Annotated in this window: 16 protein-coding genes; 7 read left to right on the top strand and 9 right to left on the bottom strand. The window is 37.0% G+C overall.

Translation table 11 applies throughout. The annotated features are described in order from the left end of the window. Positions 1-44: 44 nt before the first annotated feature. From QNI15_RS12400 to QNI15_RS12380, 5 genes are all read right to left on the bottom strand, one after another. Positions 45-1,064 (bottom strand): hypothetical protein, encoded by a 1,020-nt coding sequence (locus QNI15_RS12400; RefSeq protein ID WP_314001221.1) that lies wholly within the window; start codon positions 1,062-1,064, stop codon positions 45-47. A 135-nt stretch (positions 1,065-1,199) separates the two neighbouring features. Further along, positions 1,200-1,871, bottom strand: coding sequence for a sister chromatid cohesion protein PDS5 (locus QNI15_RS12395; protein WP_314031972.1), 672 nt, complete (start codon positions 1,869-1,871; stop codon positions 1,200-1,202). A 311-nt stretch (positions 1,872-2,182) separates the two neighbouring features. After that, the gene (locus tag QNI15_RS12390; protein WP_314031971.1) at positions 2,183-2,623 is read right to left on the bottom strand and encodes a PaaI family thioesterase; all 441 of its coding nucleotides are present in this window, start codon (positions 2,621-2,623) and stop codon (positions 2,183-2,185) included. Between the two features lie 38 nt (positions 2,624-2,661). Further along, on the bottom strand, positions 2,662-3,222 hold the full coding sequence (locus QNI15_RS12385) for a GNAT family N-acetyltransferase (protein WP_314031970.1): 561 nt from the start codon (positions 3,220-3,222) through the stop codon (positions 2,662-2,664). 29 nt (positions 3,223-3,251) lie between these two features. Next, positions 3,252-3,773: a hypothetical protein gene (locus QNI15_RS12380; protein ID WP_313976899.1), complete on the bottom strand. Its 522-nt coding sequence runs from the start codon at positions 3,771-3,773 to the stop codon at positions 3,252-3,254. A gap of 472 nt (positions 3,774-4,245) precedes the next feature. On the opposite strand from QNI15_RS12380, the gene QNI15_RS12375 reads away from it, so the two are divergent. The 3 genes from QNI15_RS12375 to QNI15_RS12365 all read left to right on the top strand — a co-directional run bounded on the left by QNI15_RS12375 (position 4,246) and on the right by QNI15_RS12365 (position 8,483). Beyond that, positions 4,246-6,321 (top strand): carboxy terminal-processing peptidase, encoded by a 2,076-nt coding sequence (locus QNI15_RS12375; RefSeq protein WP_313976901.1) that lies wholly within the window; start codon positions 4,246-4,248, stop codon positions 6,319-6,321. Positions 6,322-6,734: 413 nt separating this feature from the next. Continuing rightward, the gene (locus QNI15_RS12370) at positions 6,735-7,913 is read left to right on the top strand and encodes a tetratricopeptide repeat protein (protein WP_314031969.1); all 1,179 of its coding nucleotides are present in this window, start codon (positions 6,735-6,737) and stop codon (positions 7,911-7,913) included. Positions 7,914-7,946: 33 nt separating this feature from the next. Beyond that, the gene (locus QNI15_RS12365; protein ID WP_314031968.1) at positions 7,947-8,483 is read left to right on the top strand and encodes a YfiR family protein; all 537 of its coding nucleotides are present in this window, start codon (positions 7,947-7,949) and stop codon (positions 8,481-8,483) included. A gap of 65 nt (positions 8,484-8,548) precedes the next feature. On the opposite strand, the gene QNI15_RS12360 is transcribed toward QNI15_RS12365, so the two are convergent. Both QNI15_RS12360 and QNI15_RS12355 read right to left on the bottom strand, forming a co-directional pair. Continuing rightward, a complete protein-coding gene (locus QNI15_RS12360) occupies positions 8,549-8,896 on the bottom strand; it encodes a DUF4348 domain-containing protein (protein ID WP_314001206.1) in 348 nt (115 codons plus the stop codon). 180 nt (positions 8,897-9,076) lie between these two features. Further along, on the bottom strand, positions 9,077-9,388 hold the full coding sequence (locus tag QNI15_RS12355; protein ID WP_314001204.1) for a hypothetical protein: 312 nt from the start codon (positions 9,386-9,388) through the stop codon (positions 9,077-9,079). Positions 9,389-9,727: 339 nt separating this feature from the next. Between QNI15_RS12355 and QNI15_RS12350 the strand changes: the two genes are divergently transcribed. The 4 genes from QNI15_RS12350 to glgB all read left to right on the top strand — a co-directional run bounded on the left by QNI15_RS12350 (position 9,728) and on the right by glgB (position 16,324). Beyond that, a complete protein-coding gene (locus QNI15_RS12350; RefSeq protein ID WP_314001203.1) occupies positions 9,728-10,015 on the top strand; it encodes an HNH endonuclease in 288 nt (95 codons plus the stop codon). A 285-nt stretch (positions 10,016-10,300) separates the two neighbouring features. Beyond that, on the top strand, positions 10,301-13,231 hold the full coding sequence (locus QNI15_RS12345) for a response regulator (protein WP_314001201.1): 2,931 nt from the start codon (positions 10,301-10,303) through the stop codon (positions 13,229-13,231). A 149-nt stretch (positions 13,232-13,380) separates the two neighbouring features. Then, complete coding sequence (locus tag QNI15_RS12340; RefSeq protein WP_314031966.1) at positions 13,381-14,295, top strand: DUF72 domain-containing protein; 915 nt, start codon at positions 13,381-13,383, stop codon at positions 14,293-14,295. 76 nt (positions 14,296-14,371) lie between these two features. Continuing rightward, complete coding sequence (gene glgB / locus QNI15_RS12335) at positions 14,372-16,324, top strand: 1,4-alpha-glucan branching protein GlgB (protein WP_314031965.1); 1,953 nt, start codon at positions 14,372-14,374, stop codon at positions 16,322-16,324. Positions 16,325-16,361: 37 nt separating this feature from the next. On the opposite strand, the gene QNI15_RS12330 is transcribed toward glgB, so the two are convergent. Both QNI15_RS12330 and QNI15_RS12325 read right to left on the bottom strand, forming a co-directional pair. Next, on the bottom strand, positions 16,362-16,595 hold the full coding sequence (locus QNI15_RS12330) for a LapA family protein (RefSeq protein ID WP_314031964.1): 234 nt from the start codon (positions 16,593-16,595) through the stop codon (positions 16,362-16,364). Between the two features lie 68 nt (positions 16,596-16,663). Continuing rightward, positions 16,664-17,512 (bottom strand): hypothetical protein, encoded by an 849-nt coding sequence (locus QNI15_RS12325; protein ID WP_314001194.1) that lies wholly within the window; start codon positions 17,510-17,512, stop codon positions 16,664-16,666. Positions 17,513-17,775 lie beyond the last annotated feature (263 nt).

Raw genomic sequence — 17,775 nt, 5'->3', positions numbered from 1 at the left:
CTGCCCAAAACAAGACAGGGACGTTTTCTTTAAATTTCATTATCTTAATCAAATAATTTGTTATACTGATTGGTGTTATGAGGAGGACGATTAACGGGTGCATCCAGATCAATATACTTGTTTGGATTGTTTCCTTCTGCAATAAGAACTTGCTTCTGGTCACCCAACAGGAAGGAAATACCTTCTTTTTCCCATTGATCCAACATTTCCAGACCTTTCTCTTCGTATACACCATTTTGTAAGTCGATAGATTCCATGAAGTTGGCAGACAGTTCCATGAAACGTTCCATCTCCCCTACCTTACGGCTCACATCATCTGCAATAGCCTCCATTGCCTGATCAAACATTAATCGCTTATCTTTATCTCCTGAGATAATGTTAAGAGCAGATTTCATGGCTGAGTGACTATTTCGAATGGCTTCACGCTCTATTTTCTTTACCTGTACCTGATCTTCAATATCTTCCAACAGAATACCTGAGTTTTCAAACATCTTTGTCAGTACCCGGTATAAGATCTCCATCTTCTTATACAAATCTCCAAGCTTCATATTAGACTCTTGCAAACGGCCTGCTTTACGGGTTTTCAGAATCATCTGAGCCTGACTACCTTTCTGTTTAGCTTTATTGGCAAGTGCCAGACTATCATTCATGGTTCGCTCATTCTGAGTCATCAGATCTTTCAGTTTCCGCATTTGTCCACGTAGACTCTGAATCTGACGATCCATTTTGCTCAGGTTTCCTCTCAGGCTATCAATATATGATTCCAGGATTCCAATAGGATCTATTTGAACAAACAAACCTGTAATAAACCGCATAATACTTTTGTATAAGTACCATACTAATGTCCGAAACTTCGGATCAAAAAGAATATATAGCACTACCGCTAAACCTGCTAACAGGAAAATAGTATACAATGTATTCTCAAGCAGTGTAATAATATAAGGAAGTGCTTTATATAACAGATATCCTCCTCCACCTATTATGGCTGCCATGAATAACTTTCCGGTCGTACCTTCTGGTTTTTCCCAAAATGATTTGGGTTTCATTGAGTCTAATGAGTTCATCGTTGAATGTGCTATTTTTACTATTAATGGATAAAATCCTGTCAGGTAACCTTATATACAGATAAAACTTGTTATTATCCAACTATCATCTCCAGATTGCAGATAATCAGTACTTGAGATTATGCCATTACTTTATCATTTCAGGAATCGCTCAATATTGGCAATATCATTCTGAATTTGTCCCATTACAGCCTCAAGAGTAACATAGAAGTTGTTTTTGGTAGTTTCAATTTTAGTAGCAGCTTCAGTTATTACACTCTGAGCTTTATTCATTTCTTCCTGATGAGCAGTAATCTCTTCTGTTAGCTTCTTTATCTGCTCTGCTTTCTGTTGAATAAGAGTTTGCAAACGCTCTGCTTCCTTTTGCTTTGCAGTTACATTCAAATCTACCTGTTGTACAACAGCCTTATCAAAATTATCTTTTTCCCTCGATAATATTCCCTGATAAAATTTTGCACTATCTACCAGCTTTTCAACTGTTAATCCCATAGTCGCAGCAGTAGCATAGGCAGATTTATATCGTGTAGATTCATCAGGAATAATAGTAGCCAAAGTTTGTAATGAATTCTTAAACTCCAGAAAATCAAATCCTGGTTGATTATTATCCTCCAATGCTTTCAGCAAAGAGTCAAAGATTCGCTGATCAACCCCTCCAGGTACTGCTGGTGTATTTTGTGGTATTGGTGGAGGTGTTTGATTAGACGTTGTTTTTTGTTGTGCTTCCTGAGGTTGCTGCTGAACAGACTGATTGTCTGTATTGGTTTCATCTACAATAAAAAGCGACTTAATATTCTTGAATACACTCATACAATTTTTTTCGCGTTTAAAAGAATAACTCTGATTCTTTTGGAATCCACTTGGTAAATATAAAGAAATGCTATTGAATGCATTTACAACGTTTTTCTTAAATACCTGACATTAAGGTAAATATTCTTTATTTGAAAAACAAAGTTGGGGAAAGTTATGCTATTTATACTACAAATAAAGCATTTAGGCTTTGCCAATTTGTAAAATTTGTCTTATAGCAGATGTAAGTTCAGAGTTAATCAGGATAAAACAACCCTATAATCAGCCGAATGTATGTGATTGCTTTTATGAATAGTATTGGCACAAAAAATTTACAGAGTTGTTTTAATTGATGTCGCGACAAAATTAGAGGTTCCTTTTGCAAGTAATTTATTCTGCTCATTAATCAGTTGGCATTCTACATTAATCAATGTTTTTCCATTGCGTACCACTCTGGTCTTTGCATAAATGGTTTCTCCTTCTTTAGCATTATTCAGAAAATCGACAGTAAGACTAACCGTTACATAAACAAATTCCTTTCCTAATGCATAGACTGTCATACCCATTACATCATCAATAATAGCAGAGGCGGCCCCACCATGCAATATTCCCAAAGGATTGGTCATATCTTTACGTACCACAAACGAGACTGTCATCTCACCTTCCTTTACTTCCACAAAAGTTCCATTAAGCCAGTTTCCTAAACTGGCAGAAGATTTTTCGATAGACTTTCCTATCTGAGACTGAAAGTATTTGAGGATCGAATCAGGCATAAAGTATTGATTAAAATCCAGAGTTTATATATTGGAATTTATTTACGTATCTCCCACACAACAACAGACCAGGTTTCACCATTGGGAGCTGTATATTCGTGAATGGATTCAAAACCCACTCTGCGATGTGCATTCATAGAACGTTGATTACGGGTAGCCACCTCTGTAATGCATAGTTCATAGCGATCTTTTAATTGTTCTTTCTGCCCCAGATAAAGCTGGTCAAAAAGTCCCTGCCCACGATATTGTTCATCAATACAGATTTGTCCCATTACATAATAGTGGTAATCTGATAATACCTTATTCGAAAGATATATCTCAGACAACATGGCAAACATGGGCTCCAGCACAGGAATGGATTGTCTAAACTCTTTGAGCATAACCAAGGCATAGCCAACGATCTTTTCTCCATCTCTGGCTACAATCTGTGGTTCTGCCTGATTCATCTGTTTTAGCAGATCAAATGTATGTTCTACCGTTACGAAGCCCTGACTTTCGATGGTCTGAGGAGAGTTATTCCGGGCAAGATTTTTATGTTGAAGCTTTAGTAATTGCTCAATTTCATCATCTGTGCTTAACTTAGTGATGATAACAGACATATAGTTAACTATGTATTGGTTTTGATGGTTTATTTTTCATCCTCTACCTCATCTTCTGGCTCTTTCTCAAGTTGCTTGGCATCAAATCGCCATTTGCCTCTTACATTGTATCTGTTATGCATCAACAGCCTGGTTCCATAAATACCTGCCTGAACCAAGCCAGAACCAAAAAATGCAGCACCCAAAGGGAAGACCCATGCACCCTGAAAAATTCCCGCAAATAAAATCACTCCACCTACAGTGGCAGAAATCATCCCCAACGCAAACTTCAGACCTCTCCCATTCTCACTAACAACAGCCAGACTGTCTATGATTACAGCATGCCCATTAGTAAGGAAAGTATTTTTGGTAATCTGTGTTATAACACCCGTTTCAAATAATGAGGAATTGTTCAATCGAAAAGTTATTCGATCTCCTACAAAAAAATATTTTTCCAATCGTTTGTTCTTGCGTTTAGTCAATACTAATGCATCCTGTGCATCTGCAATCTGAACAAATGCACATAAACAAAAAAGACAGAGTGTAATTATGTATCTGGGATGTAAAGGCATAATTGTATAAGGAATAAAAATGTTCTCCAATAAGATTACGTTCTGCGGGAATTTTAATACTGTGCCCAATTATACAAATTTTCAGAATTGATTTTTTAAATTATCTTTTTTTGCCTATCTAAAACTATCTCTCTTTACTCTCACATTCAAAAATCTGCTTTTCCCGGTTTGTGAGCCACTTGTCATAATTTACAGGTATTCTATCGTGTAATTCCCTATTTTCGTCTTAAACAGAAATAATTTCTTACATACACATATAGCTTCGCATAGAAATTGTAGTAGATTAAAACCGGAAATATTTTTACTTTACGATAAAATTATATTTCACTAAGAATGAATTAGATAAAACAAAATACAACTCTTTTACAGGAAAATACGTTATTCTGATACACTTATTGAGCGGGTAGTAAATATCAGGTTTTCTAAATCCTCTGTTTTTATTTTTTATTAATCATCTGTTATCTTATAGAGTATGATCGTGAAAAAGTCATTGTTGGTGTTATTACCTTTGTTAGTAGGCGCCAACTTTATTTATACGCAAACATTCGATAATCAGCCAAAGACTGATCTGACGCCTACAAGTGACCAGAGCAAGGTAAGCGTATTAATTGCTCAAATTCTCTCTCAGGGACATTATCAAAAAACAACTCTTAATGACACGTTATCCTCTCAGTTGCTGGATAATTATTTAAAGAACCTGGACTACAATCGGATGTACTTCCTTGCCTCTGATGTACAAGGCTTTGAAAAGTACCGTTATCAGTTGGATAATGATCTGAAAGACGGAAATCTGGCAGCCGCCTACGAAATTTATCAGGTATATAAAAACAGAGCATTGGAGCGTGATACCTATGTGGCGAAGCTTCTCGAGAAAGAAATGGATTTCACTGTAGATGAGTATTATGAAACAAATCGTGAAAAAGCTTCCTGGGCAAAAAACCCAGATGAATTAAACGATCTCTGGCGCAAAAATATTAAAGAGCAAGCTCTACGTTTAAAACTTAACAACAAGAAGTGGGACGAAATTTCAAAAGTAGTAGGTGAGCGTTACAAAAATATAGATAAGATCATTTCGCAAACAACGAGTGAAGATGTATTTGAAGCTTACATGAATGCGTTCGCAGAAAACATTGATCCACATACAAGCTATTTATCACCAGCACGTTCAGCCAATTTTAAAATTGATATGACACGTTCTCTGGAAGGAATTGGGGCTTCATTAAGAGAGCAGAATGACTATACTACAGTCACTGAAGTGATTCCTGGTGGACCTGCATTTAAAAGCAAACAAGTACAGAAAGGGGATCGTATTGTAGCAGTAGCACAAGGAGATGATGGCAAAATGGTTGATGTAATTGGCTGGAGAGTAGATGAAGTAGTAAAACTTATCAGAGGTGCAAAAGGTACTATCGTACGTCTGCAACTATTATCATCCAATGCTGATGTAACTGCTCCACCTCGTGAACTACGTCTGGTAAGAGATAAAATCAAACTGGAAGAATCTTCTGCTAAAGGTGAAATTGTACCCATCACACACAATGGAAAGCCTTTCCGTTTAGGTGTAATCCAAATTCCAGCTTTTTATGCAAATTATGAAGATCGTCAGAAGGGCGAAACCAATTATAAAAGTACTACCAATGATGTAAAACGTATTATTGGCGAGCTACAAACTCAGAAAATGGATGCACTGGTGCTTGACCTTCGTAACAATGGAGGTGGACTACTTTCTGAAGCCATTGATCTGACAGGTTTATTCATTCCTGATGGACCAGTGGTACAAGTACGTAACAGCAATGGGTCAATAGATGTATTAAAAGACAATGACAAATCTCAGGCATATACTGGTCCGTTAGCCGTTTTGATTAATCGTTTCAGTGCATCCGCCTCTGAAATTTTTGCAGGAGCTATTCAGGATTACAAAAGAGGCGTAATTGTAGGAGAACAGTCCTATGGCAAAGGAACAGTACAAAGTCAGCTGGACCTGAACAGATATATGCAAGGTACAGATAAACTAGGCCAGGTTAACCTGACAATTGCGAAGTTCTATCGTGTAACAGGAAACAGCACACAATTAAAAGGTGTGACCCCTGACGTACAGCTTCCATCCGTATTTAGTGCAGCTGAGTTTGGAGAAAGTTCACAACCACATGCATTAGCGTGGGATCAGATTCCGGCTTCTAACTTTAAGCCTGTAAACAATATATCAGAGAAACTGGTATCTGTACTGGAGAAAAACTACGAAAAACGCCTGCAATCTGATGCCGACCTGAAAGAGTTACAACAGCAAATTAACGACGCACAGAAAGCACGCTCTAATACAAAGGTTTCTTTACAGGAAGCAAAACGCCGTAAAGAAAGAGAAGAGGCTGAAAAGAAAAATAAAATGCTGGCAGCTGCAGAAGAAGAAGTACAGGATAATCCATCAGATACCGAAGCAGCTTCTACTAATAGTGAAGAGCCTAAAAAGAAGTTATATAATCTGAAAAAAGACGATTATCTAAAAGAAACAACACGTCTGATTGCAGATTTACTGCATGCTGCAAAATAATTGTGGCAGGCGATTGTACTACAGACTGGCTTTTTACTACTTTTGGGGATTGAATCAATCTGTTTTGTACTAAACTTTAACATACAACAATTATGATTTGGCTTATTATTATTGGGGTACTGGTAGTAGCAACAATTGTAACTGCGTATACTGTTCCAAATGAAAGTATAAACACAAAAAAGTTGCCTAATAACAGACCATAATAAAGTTTTACTAAAAGACCTGCTTTTCCAAGCAGGTCTTTTTCTTTTATAACCTCTCTACATATATCTGTATATTAGAACTTTACATTACCAGTAAAAAACTTACGTTGTAACGAATTATCCTTTTATGTGGCACATTGAATGAGAGAACCTACGTTCTTTGTGAGAACATGAAGTATTAAATAGGTTTGTCTCAACTGTATAAGCCAAATGTTCTTTCGTAAAAGTTTTTACCTCATTTTTCTACTTACGCTGTTTTTTTACAATGGGTTTGGCCAAACCGCCCTACTAGATAAAACAGCTGAGTACCTCAAACAGAATAATCTTCAGTCAGCTAAGGAAACCATCGAACAGGCTTCTCAAAATGAAGCTACAAAAAACGATGCGAGAACCTGGTATCTCAAGGGATTCGTATACAAAGAACTATACAAACAAAATCCTGCAGCAGGTGAGAGTCGGGAAATAGCTGTTCAGTCGCTCAGTAAAAGCATCACACTGGATTTAAAGAAAACATATATAAGCTCCTCCGAAACTGCGCTCGAATACCTTTATGGCACTTATTATAACGAAGGCATCGACCTACTCAATGCTAAACAATTTGAGAAAGCCTTAAAAGATCTGAAGATTTTTATCGATTACAGGGCTAAGACCAAGCCAGACGAGTTTTATGCAGAAGCGCTTTACCATGCAGGGTTTATTTCTTTTTCCCTTAGCAAAAAAGCTGATGCTCAGCAATACTACGAACAAGCTCTACAAAAAGGCTATAAGAGTCCTTTACTTTATGATGATTTAGCTCAGATCTACTTGGGAGCTGCCAATAAGACTAAAGCGGTAGAGGCTATTACAGCAGGTAGAAAGGCTTTTCCGGATGATCCGAATCTGCGAACAAGTGAAATAAACCTGTATCTCCAGCTGAAAGAATATGCCAAAGCAGAAAAACTCATTGAAGACTATCTGAAAGCTAATCCCTATGATACAGATGCCATGATGGTGGCTGGTAGTGTATATGAGACAATAGCCAAGAAGGATACCACCAAAGAAGAAGCTTATTTCCAGAAAAGATTATCGATATACAAAAAGATTCTGGGTAAGGAACCCAATAATTTTCTTGCAAACTACAATCTGGGGATTGCATTTTACAATCACGCAGTAGATCTGATCAACAAACCAGATGTATATCAGGAAACCATTACTCAGTTCAATCAACGCATTGAAGTAATTTCTTCACTCATTGTTGAATCAAGGCCTTATATCGAAAAAGCATCGCAACTATCTCCACAAAACATCAATTCATTGAAGGCGTTGAGTGGCATTTATCATTACCTGAATGACAGAGACCGATTCCAACAGGTACAGAATAAGATCAAATTACTGGAAAATAAGAATTAAGCATATTTTGGGTAGATAGTGCTTTGTGAAAAAATGAAAACAATTTTACTAACCATATCAATTCTACTACATTCGCTTGTCCCCTCTATTTCTGTCAATAAACAGGATGGGCCAGGAGAGGTAATTTATCGGGTACATAGTATCTATATATATAACTTTATTAAGGAAATTCAGTGGCCTGATACTTATAACAACAATAATATTGTAATTGGCGTATTGGGTAGCCCGGAAATGGAAGCAGAACTAAAGAAAATGGCAGCAGCTCGCACAACCAGCAGTCGAAAAATAACGATTAAGCAGTTTAAAAGTGTCGCAGAAGTAGATAAAACATGCCATATCCTGTATCTCGCAACAGAACATTCGGATGGACTAAGCACAGTTTTGCAAAAAGTTAAAGGATCTTCAATGCTTGTCATTACAAACAAAGATGGTGCGGCCAAATTTGGAAGCCTGATAAATTTTGTATCGGAAGGTGGTAAACCTCGCTTTGAAATGAATCTTAGTGCCTTTGAAAAAAGTCATCTGAAATATACCCAACAATTAAAAACTGTAGCGATCACTGTAAATTAGACTTCAGTAAAACCATTTGTTATCTTATCCTTGTATCAAGGAGCATTTACTATACTGTGATACACTTACATTGATTTGTCAATAATCTTAACCAGATACCACATTTTGTCTTTTTGAGTAAAAAAATACTCAATTCGAATTCCGTTATCTATTCCATTTCTTATATAAATCAGTGTATCTTTTTTCTGCACAGATACTTGTGTATAAGCATCTATTTCTCTCGACGACATATATTTATCCTTTGAGAAATTAATAAATTTCCATTGATTCCTATTGATTATTTCTTCTGATAATTTATTCTCAATATCCCATTCATAATAGGGAAGAGGAAATGAGATATGCTGCTTTTGGTAAATAGAGTCCTTGCTGAATTTCTGAAAAAAAGGATCAAATACACTTTTAGATTTTGTCAACTTTTCATTTGAAGAGTCTTCAGACTTACAGCTTTTAAGCACGAAAGCCAAACAGAAACAGATAACAAGGATGTATCTCATAAATCAGAAAACCACAGAAGCTGCCCTGTATAGGGCAGCTTCTGTGGCATTTTAGGATTGTAGGTGGTTTGGTACTTGTAACTTCTATTTTTAATGTGTCTATTTCTGTTTGCCAAAAGGCTTGTAAAATCCATTCAATAAATCTCTGAACGCTTCAACCCTTGCAGATACTTCGTTGATACGTTTACGGAGCATTGTAATCTTGTTTTTATTTATCTCTTTCAGTTGGGCATTGTTAATAACCAATTCACCACAAATAACTAACCCTGACAATGTTTTAAGATAAAATTTTGAATTAGACAAATCACTCATTGTCCGATAATGAATCCATTCCTGTTGTTGGTTGTAAAGAATCGTTTGTTCTCCTTGCCACGCTTTGACTAAGTCATTATTAATTGGGGCATGCTCCATGTATAGAAATTAGAAAAAAATAGTCAAATAAAAACAATTTCATAAAAAGACAGCAGATGCGCTACCTATAAACTCAAAGCTAAATATATTATTTCTTACACACATTATTTTTTCGACGAAACTCTTTAAACTATCTACGAAAAACAAAACCCAATAATATAAGAGTCTTAAAATCAGTAGATTTGAACGTTCATATAATTATATGGCTAGAAATAATGCATTGTATCAAAACAAACATCTTCAAAAATAGGTCTTTATTCTTGAAAAAAGCAATTAGTATATGCATTTTTTCACTGTAGCATTACATTTACATCTAGTTAGTCAGGGTTACCTTATACTATGTCAGATACAGAAAAAATATGCGCATTATGTGAACGGAAAGTAAGCAAGGTCACTTTACACCATTTGGTACCAAAAGAAGAAGGGGGTAGATATACAGAAACAGTTCCTCTATGTCAACCCTGTCATTCTACAATACATAATATATTTAGCAATAAAGAATTGAAGAAAACCTTTTACACAATACAAGCATTACGTTCTTCTGAAAGATTACACGATTATTTACAGTGGATCAGAAATACCAGAATTGAACAGATTACCAATAAAAGCAAACGACGTAGAAAATAGCGATTGACAAGAGTTACAATGGTAAAACAATCTTTTCCCAACATATTTTATTCCCTACTTTTGTAAAATTCTCTATCTAAATAAATTCTATTTTATAAACTAAGGAGTGATTTATTTATATTTCTGAAATCAAAGTCAACAATTGAAGAGAATTAATTTAGCAAGCTTTAAAGAATCATAATATATAGTAGCTATAACACAAAAACTACCAGCGGGTCCATTAGCCTTTTGTGTTTTTATAAATTTAAATAAAGTCCTGGCATTTATACAGCAACCTGTATCCATATGACGCTTGTCGCCATTTGGGAGTTTGTTTCACAACAAGGAGCACACGACAAACTTTCACCCAAACATTACAAAAGTGTAATTCTCACTAATCAAATTAGTATAACAGCGGCAATATTTACTATTCCTCTGGCTGTTCTCTATTACATCTTATCTATTACTAGCCTCTTTATAACTGAATATGTCACTTTTATAGTTTTATTGGCATCTATAGGTCTGAACTTCTTAGGAGAAGCTCAGTGGTGGTTTTATCGAGTATCAAAGGCTGTTCTTTTTCTGGTGATCAATGCCAACATATTTTTTACAGCCTCTTCTCTTGGATATGAAAGTGGATTTCATCTGTTGTATTATGCTGCCTTATTGGGAGTTATGCTATTTTACAACCTGCACAAGAGAGGTGTATTTCTTATATTGGGGCTGGCAGTACCACTTTCATGTATTGCTGTACTTGAGTTTACAAACTACTCTCTATTTGTTGTACAGGAGCTATCACCCAAGCTTCTGCACTTTATGTATTATCTGTCTTTGACTATTAGCATATCACTTTCTCTATTGTTTGCCTTCTATTTCAACACATTAACCATACGAGAACAGGAATCTGCTGTTACTGCACAACAACAATTAGAGGCAATATTTGAGAATTCCTATGATGCCATTGCTCTGGTTGATCCACGAACCAATGAGATACAAGCATGTAATCAGAAAGCCATTGCGTTATTTGACTTATCAGACAAAGAGCAACTTGTGGGAAAAGACAGTAATCTCTTTCAAAAGAAGCCTTTCACATCAAAAGAACGACAGGAAATATTAAATACATTAAGGCGTTCCAGACGTTGGGTACAGGAACGTGAATTTATTACAGCCAACAGGAAGATTTTCTGGGGTGATGTAGGTATTACATGGATCAGCATCAAGCGAAAGTCTCTCTATCTGATTCGGATCACAGATGTTACTGAAAAACGAATTGCCAATGTAAAGCTGCGTAAGAAAGAGGCGGCCTTACGTGAAGCTCAGAATCTCGCCCGAATCGGCAGCTTTGAGTTTGATTTACATACTCAACAAGGTGAAGTATCTGAGGAGACTTACAGGATATTTGATCTGGCACCAGGGCAACCCTTTACTTTTTCACGCTTCCAAGAACGTATGCAGCCTGGCTATAGCCTTACTCTGCAGGAAATGCTGGAACAGGCAACACCAGAAGCAGATACTCTCAGAATGGAATACAGAGCTACTCAAGCAGACAGTGGTAGCCTGATTTATATCCAACTGATAGGTAAAATTATTTTTGGACTCAATGCCAAACCTCGTCGGATTGTAGGTACTATTCAGGATATAACAGAAAGAAAATTACGGGAAATAGAACTTATCAAGGCCAAGAATCAGGCAGAACAAGCATCTATAGCCAAAGAACAGTTCCTCGCAACCATGAGTCATGAAATACGCACTCCTATCAATGCTATTCTGGGTATGTCTCATTATTTATTGCAGGACGATCCACGAGACGAACAAATAGAAAATCTGGAAATACTACAATTTTCAGCTGAGAATCTATTGTTACTAGTCAACGACATACTGGATTTGAATAAGATAGAGGCAGGAAGAATTGAGTTTGAAGAGATTGAATTTAACTTTCGGGAAGCCATTAACCGTGTGCAGCAAACCCACTTATATAGTGCTTCCGAAAAGAATCTTCAGTTTATCTGCGAAATAGACCCTGCTATTCCCACATTATTATCTGGAGACCCTGTTCGCCTGGCTCAGGTGCTCAATAACCTGATTAGTAATGCTGTCAAGTTTACAGAAAAAGGATGGGTAAAACTTGATGCAAAAATTAATTATGAAGAAAAGAATTTTGTGGATATTAATTTCTCAGTTGAGGATTCGGGTATTGGAATTCCCAAAGATAAGCTTGATGTAATTTTCGAGAGTTTTACACAGGCCAGCACAGATACCACCCGAAAATATGGTGGCACGGGTTTAGGTCTTACTATTACCAAACGATTACTGGAAATGCAGAACAGCATAATCTATGTAAAGAGTAAAGTAGGTTCTGGTTCCGGATTTTATTTTACTTTGCGATTAAGAAAATCTGTCTCTCAGAAGTCATTACCATCACCTTCAATACCATCTATCACTATACCCGGACCTCAGTCATTAAATGGTATCCGTATCCTTATAGTTGAAGATAACGACATCAATCGTATGGTAACAGCTAAATTTCTGGAAAGATGGGATATGATATACGATTATGCAGAAGATGGGAGAGCCGCCCTGGAAAAAGTAAAAGCAGAGCAATATGATTTAATTTTAATGGATCTGCAAATGCCTGAAATGGATGGCTATGAAGCCACACGTCAGATAAGGCAATATAGTCAGGCACCTGTATTGGCTATGACAGCAGCACCAATCTCTGAGGTTAAAGATAAAATACAGGAAGCAGGAATGAATGATTATGTATTAAAACCTTTTCAGCCTGAGGATCTTTTCTCCAAACTTTCCAAGTATTCCGACTTTACAGAAAATCCACCAATTGCCATTCAGGAAACGGTTATTACACCTACTGTATCGGTTTATAGACCCACATTAAATTATCAGAAAATAGTAGACCTGACCGAAGAAAATATAGAATACAGAAGCTTGTTAACCCATTCTTATATACGGCTGTTCAAGCAATTGAAAGTAGATTATGAAACCACCTTACTGTCAGCAGATCTGGGCCAGCTTCGTTTTATTCTTAATTATATTGAACCACCTTTCACATTTCTGGAAGTAACAGGGATAAAGGAAGAAATTATGTTTGGAATGAGGTTAGTTGAAAATCCGGTAAGTGACAGTAAAATAATAAGGCGTACTATAGAACGGGTTCAGTCATATTGTGATATGCTGAGCCAGGAACTAGAAGAAAAGTTAATGCTAACCAAACTCATCTAAACTTGTGCAAATACTTGTAAACGAAGGGACTTTCATCTATCTATGTATCAGGAGAAACTAACTCCCTAATCAACAACCAACTGATTTGTCTTAGTGGCATCATATTTTTCAGTGTGTTGATTTAAAATTGAAACAAACCCATTAACACCATGGATTTTGGTAAACTTCCTTCTATTGAAAAGGTTGATTTTACATTACCAATCGATCATACTGCAACTTTGCCTTTACTAAATAAGGCAAAAAATGAAGCCCATATACCCCAAGTCTATATAGGGTGTCCTGTGTGGTCAACAAAAGAATGGGTTGGAAAGTGGTACCCATTGACAGCAAAAGAGAAAGACTATTTACATTACTACTCACGTCAGTTCAATACCATTGAATTGAATACTACTCATTACCGCATTCCAGATCAAGCTACTATTCAGCGTTGGTATGAGACATCTGAGCCGGGATTTAAGTTTTGCCCTAAATGGCCTCAGCAAATTAGCCATGAAGCATTATTGATGAACACAGAATCTGCAATCCAGGCATTTGGAGAAAATATCACATCACTGAACGAAAAACTGGGGGTCTCTTTTTTACAATTACCGCCCCACTTTTCTCCCCAGCAAGCAAATATCCTGGAACATTTCATAAAGACATTTACTCCCAAAGTACCATTGGCTATAGAGTTTCGCCATCCTGACTGGTTTAAAAGCAATCCAGAAGTTGAAGAAACTTTTGCCATGCTACAGGAAAACCATGTAGGTACTGTGCTATCAGATGTTGCAGGACGCAGGGATGTATTACATATGCATCTTACTACTCCGACTGCCATGATTCGATTTGTGGGCAATGGACTACATCCAACTGATTATGAACGTATTGATAGCTGGGTACTACGTATAAAATCCTGGTTTGAGCAAGGGCTGCATACATTGTACTTTTTTGTTCATGAACCAGATCCAAACACACTGGCTCCTGAACTGGCAGTATATCTGACAAAACAATTAGAGAAGCATTGTCAGATGGATGTAAAAGGACCATCTCCTCTCCCTCAGGTAATACAAGGAAGTTTATTTTGAAGAACCGGGCAGGAAATTTTTATTTTTTTGAAGAACGCATACTATTTATACTACTACATTTTACATCCTATTTTTTATGTCATTGGAAAATTCATCTGACGCCTACACTTCTACCGAGATTTATACTATTTCAGGTGTAAGCTTATTTACAGACTTCGATATCAGTCTATTCCGCTCTGGTAAACATTTTAAGCTCTATGAAAAATTAGGAGCACATATAATTACTCATAATGGGGTTCAAGGGACTTACTTTGCCGTATGGGCACCTAATGCTGAACGTGTTTCCCTTGTAGGTACGTTTAATTTCTGGAACAGAACTACTCACCCACTATATCCCCGCTGGGATGGTTCGGGTATCTGGGAAGGCTTTGTCCCTAATATAGGCCAGGGAGAGTTATACAAATATTTTATTCGTTCACATAACCAAGGGTATGAGGTAGAGAAAGGAGATCCATTTGGATTGCTATGGGAAACACCGCCCAATACAGCTTCTGTTATCTGGGATATTAACTATCAATGGAATGACTCAGAATGGTTACAACAACGTCGTGCAAAAACGGGACAGGTACAGCCTTATTCAGTATATGAAGTGCATTTGGGCTCATGGAAACGGAGCCCTGAAGGAGGAAATCGTTCATTAAGCTATCGTGAACTGGCAGATGAGCTACCGGCCTATGTGAAAGAACTTGGTTTTACACATGTCGAGTTTTTACCAGTGATGGAGCATCCATTCTATGGATCGTGGGGTTATCAGATTACGGGATACTTTGCACCAAGCAGCCGCTATGGTACGCCTCAGGATTTTATGCACCTGATAGAATCCTTCCATCAGGCAGGCATAGGCGTAATACTTGACTGGGTACCTTCTCATTTTCCGGAAGACCGACATGGACTTGCCTATTTTGATGGGACCAATCTATATGAACATGCAGATCCCCGTAAAGGCTGGCACCCTGATTGGAAAAGTCTGATATTCAATTATGGACGAAATGAAGTCCGAGCCTTCCTCATCAGTAATGCCATTTTCTGGCTTGATAAGTACCATGCAGATGGACTTCGGGTTGACGCAGTAGCCTCTATGCTTTATCTGGATTATTCCCGTAATCATGGTGAATGGATACCCAATCAATATGGTGGACGCGAAAACCTGGAAGCAATCTCATTGATACAAGAATTCAATACTACTGTCTATCAGGAATATCCTGATGTACACACTATAGCCGAGGAATCTACAGCCTATCCAGGCGTATCACGTCCGGTTTATACAGGAGGACTAGGATTTGGGATGAAATGGATGATGGGCTGGATGCATGATACACTCAAATACATGTCAACTGATCCGCTTTACAGACGTTATCACCAAGGGCAAATTACCTTTAGTATTATCTATGCATTCCATGAAAACTTTATGCTTCCATTGTCTCATGACGAGGTGGTACATGGCAAAAATCCATTAATTTATAAGATGCCTGGTGATGAGTGGCAAAAGTTCGCAAACCTTAGATTATTATATGGATACATGTTTGCACACCCTGGTATGAAACTACTCTTTATGGGAGATGAGTTTGCCCAAACAAGAGAATGGAACCACGACAGAAGTTTAGATTGGCACCTTACTCAATATGATCTTCATAAGGGAGTTATGAATGAGTTAAAACAACTCAATCACCTGTTTAAAACAGAGAAGGCATTATATGAATTATCGTTTGATACCAATGGATTTGAGTGGCTCGATTATGGAGATGCGGATAATAGTGTGATCAGCTTCTTACGAAAAGATAGTTCTGGCAAAGAAAAGATTGCAGTTATCTGCAACTTTACTCCTCAGACACATCAATCCTACCGAATAGGTGTACCCGAAAAAGGAACCTGGGTAGAAATATTTAACAGTGATGCCAAAGAATATGCAGGTAGCGATTCATTGAATAAGCACTCTGCAACAACAGAACTTATAATGCATCATGGAAAGCCATTTTCCATCACAATTACACTACCTCCATTAGGAGTTGTATTTTTAAAAGAACAATAAGCTATTCTATTACCTGTTCAACCAACATCCTTCAGCATTAGCGTGCTGAAGGATGTTGGTTTTGTGTTTCTTCTGGATTTTTACTCTCCAGTAATCGACCTTCGATTATTTCTTCTTTCAGCCGTCTCAATTGTTTACGCATAGTCCGCATGTTTAGACGATAGATCCACCATGCAGTCACATAGCCTATCAGAAAGGAGACTAGCATAAAGATCAGAAACCAGACACTAGTCTCACTAAAAAACTCATCAAAAATATGTGGAAACTCCATATATACATTTTTTGTACTATACTATAATTGCCAGAACCAACAGGAAAAATCAAAAAAATGTCAGTTTTTTATCTGACTTCTGAAATTCGGACAGTAAGACTCTGGCTATCTGTTTTTTTCGTGTTTATTACAGCAGTCTCAATTACAATAGGAGCAGCTACTCCTTTTGTTCTCATCAGATATGTTCGTACTGCCTGTGCCCTACTCTGCGCCTTCTTCTGTCCTCCATTTTCTTTTGTCACATAGGTAGAAATAAATACAGAACTATTCGGATAAGCTTTCAGATATCCTTTCAGTGAATCGGTATAAATTATGAAAGGAAGCCTGGGTGTAAATACATTGCCATGGTTTTTGAAGTTGCTCTCAGCAAATGACATGTTCATAAATTCATACCGAACAACATCTTCCTTGGTATCCCTACTTAATAGAAAACGTACTGGCTCTTCAGGAGCTGTAGAAGCTTCAAGATCTGTATCTTCTACCAGAGCTGAAGTAATAATTATCTGTTTTGCTTTAATCTGATAATATTGAACCAGACTATCTCTTATCAAAGCGGCTCTTGCCAAACCAAGGTTTTCATACATTCCAGCGGGTACATTCTTTTCCGAATGTGTATATCTACCTTCTATTGTTAGCCGAAGATAAGAGTTAGGCCTTATATATTTACTCACTTTCTGGAGAAAGAAACGATTTGTAGCAGTAAAAGGTACATAATTACTCGCCAGACTGTACATAAATTGTCCTTCTCCGCTTATAATCTCACCCAGACGGCTAATCCGAAGACTAGCGGTTGTCCCCAATGAAGAATCTACAAATATCTCCTGTTGACACATATGTCTTATCTCACAGATGTATATAGATCTGGCCCACACTGACCATAGTGCAAACACCACAAAACCTACTAAAAATTTAAACATACACCCCTATTTATTACTATTTCAAGCTTGTTCAGTATACTACGAATGTAGATGATTGAAATGGTACAGACAATATCATTTCTAATTAAATATGAAGTTTTACTACATTCATCGCAACAAAAATGAATTTAGATATTGTTATTTTTACTATAAATGACCATATATTGACAAATGAAATCTTTCCAATATATAGGATACAACAAGGCAGAGTCTTTTTACTTTGATCAACATTACAATTTCATATTATAACTCTGCCAATATTT

This window comes from Xanthocytophaga flava (assembly GCF_030068545.1).
Taxonomy (GTDB): domain Bacteria; phylum Bacteroidota; class Bacteroidia; order Cytophagales; family 172606-1; genus Xanthocytophaga; species Xanthocytophaga flava.
The sequence above is the reverse complement of the archived record's forward strand: the minus strand, read 5'-3'. Positions and strand labels throughout refer to the sequence as shown.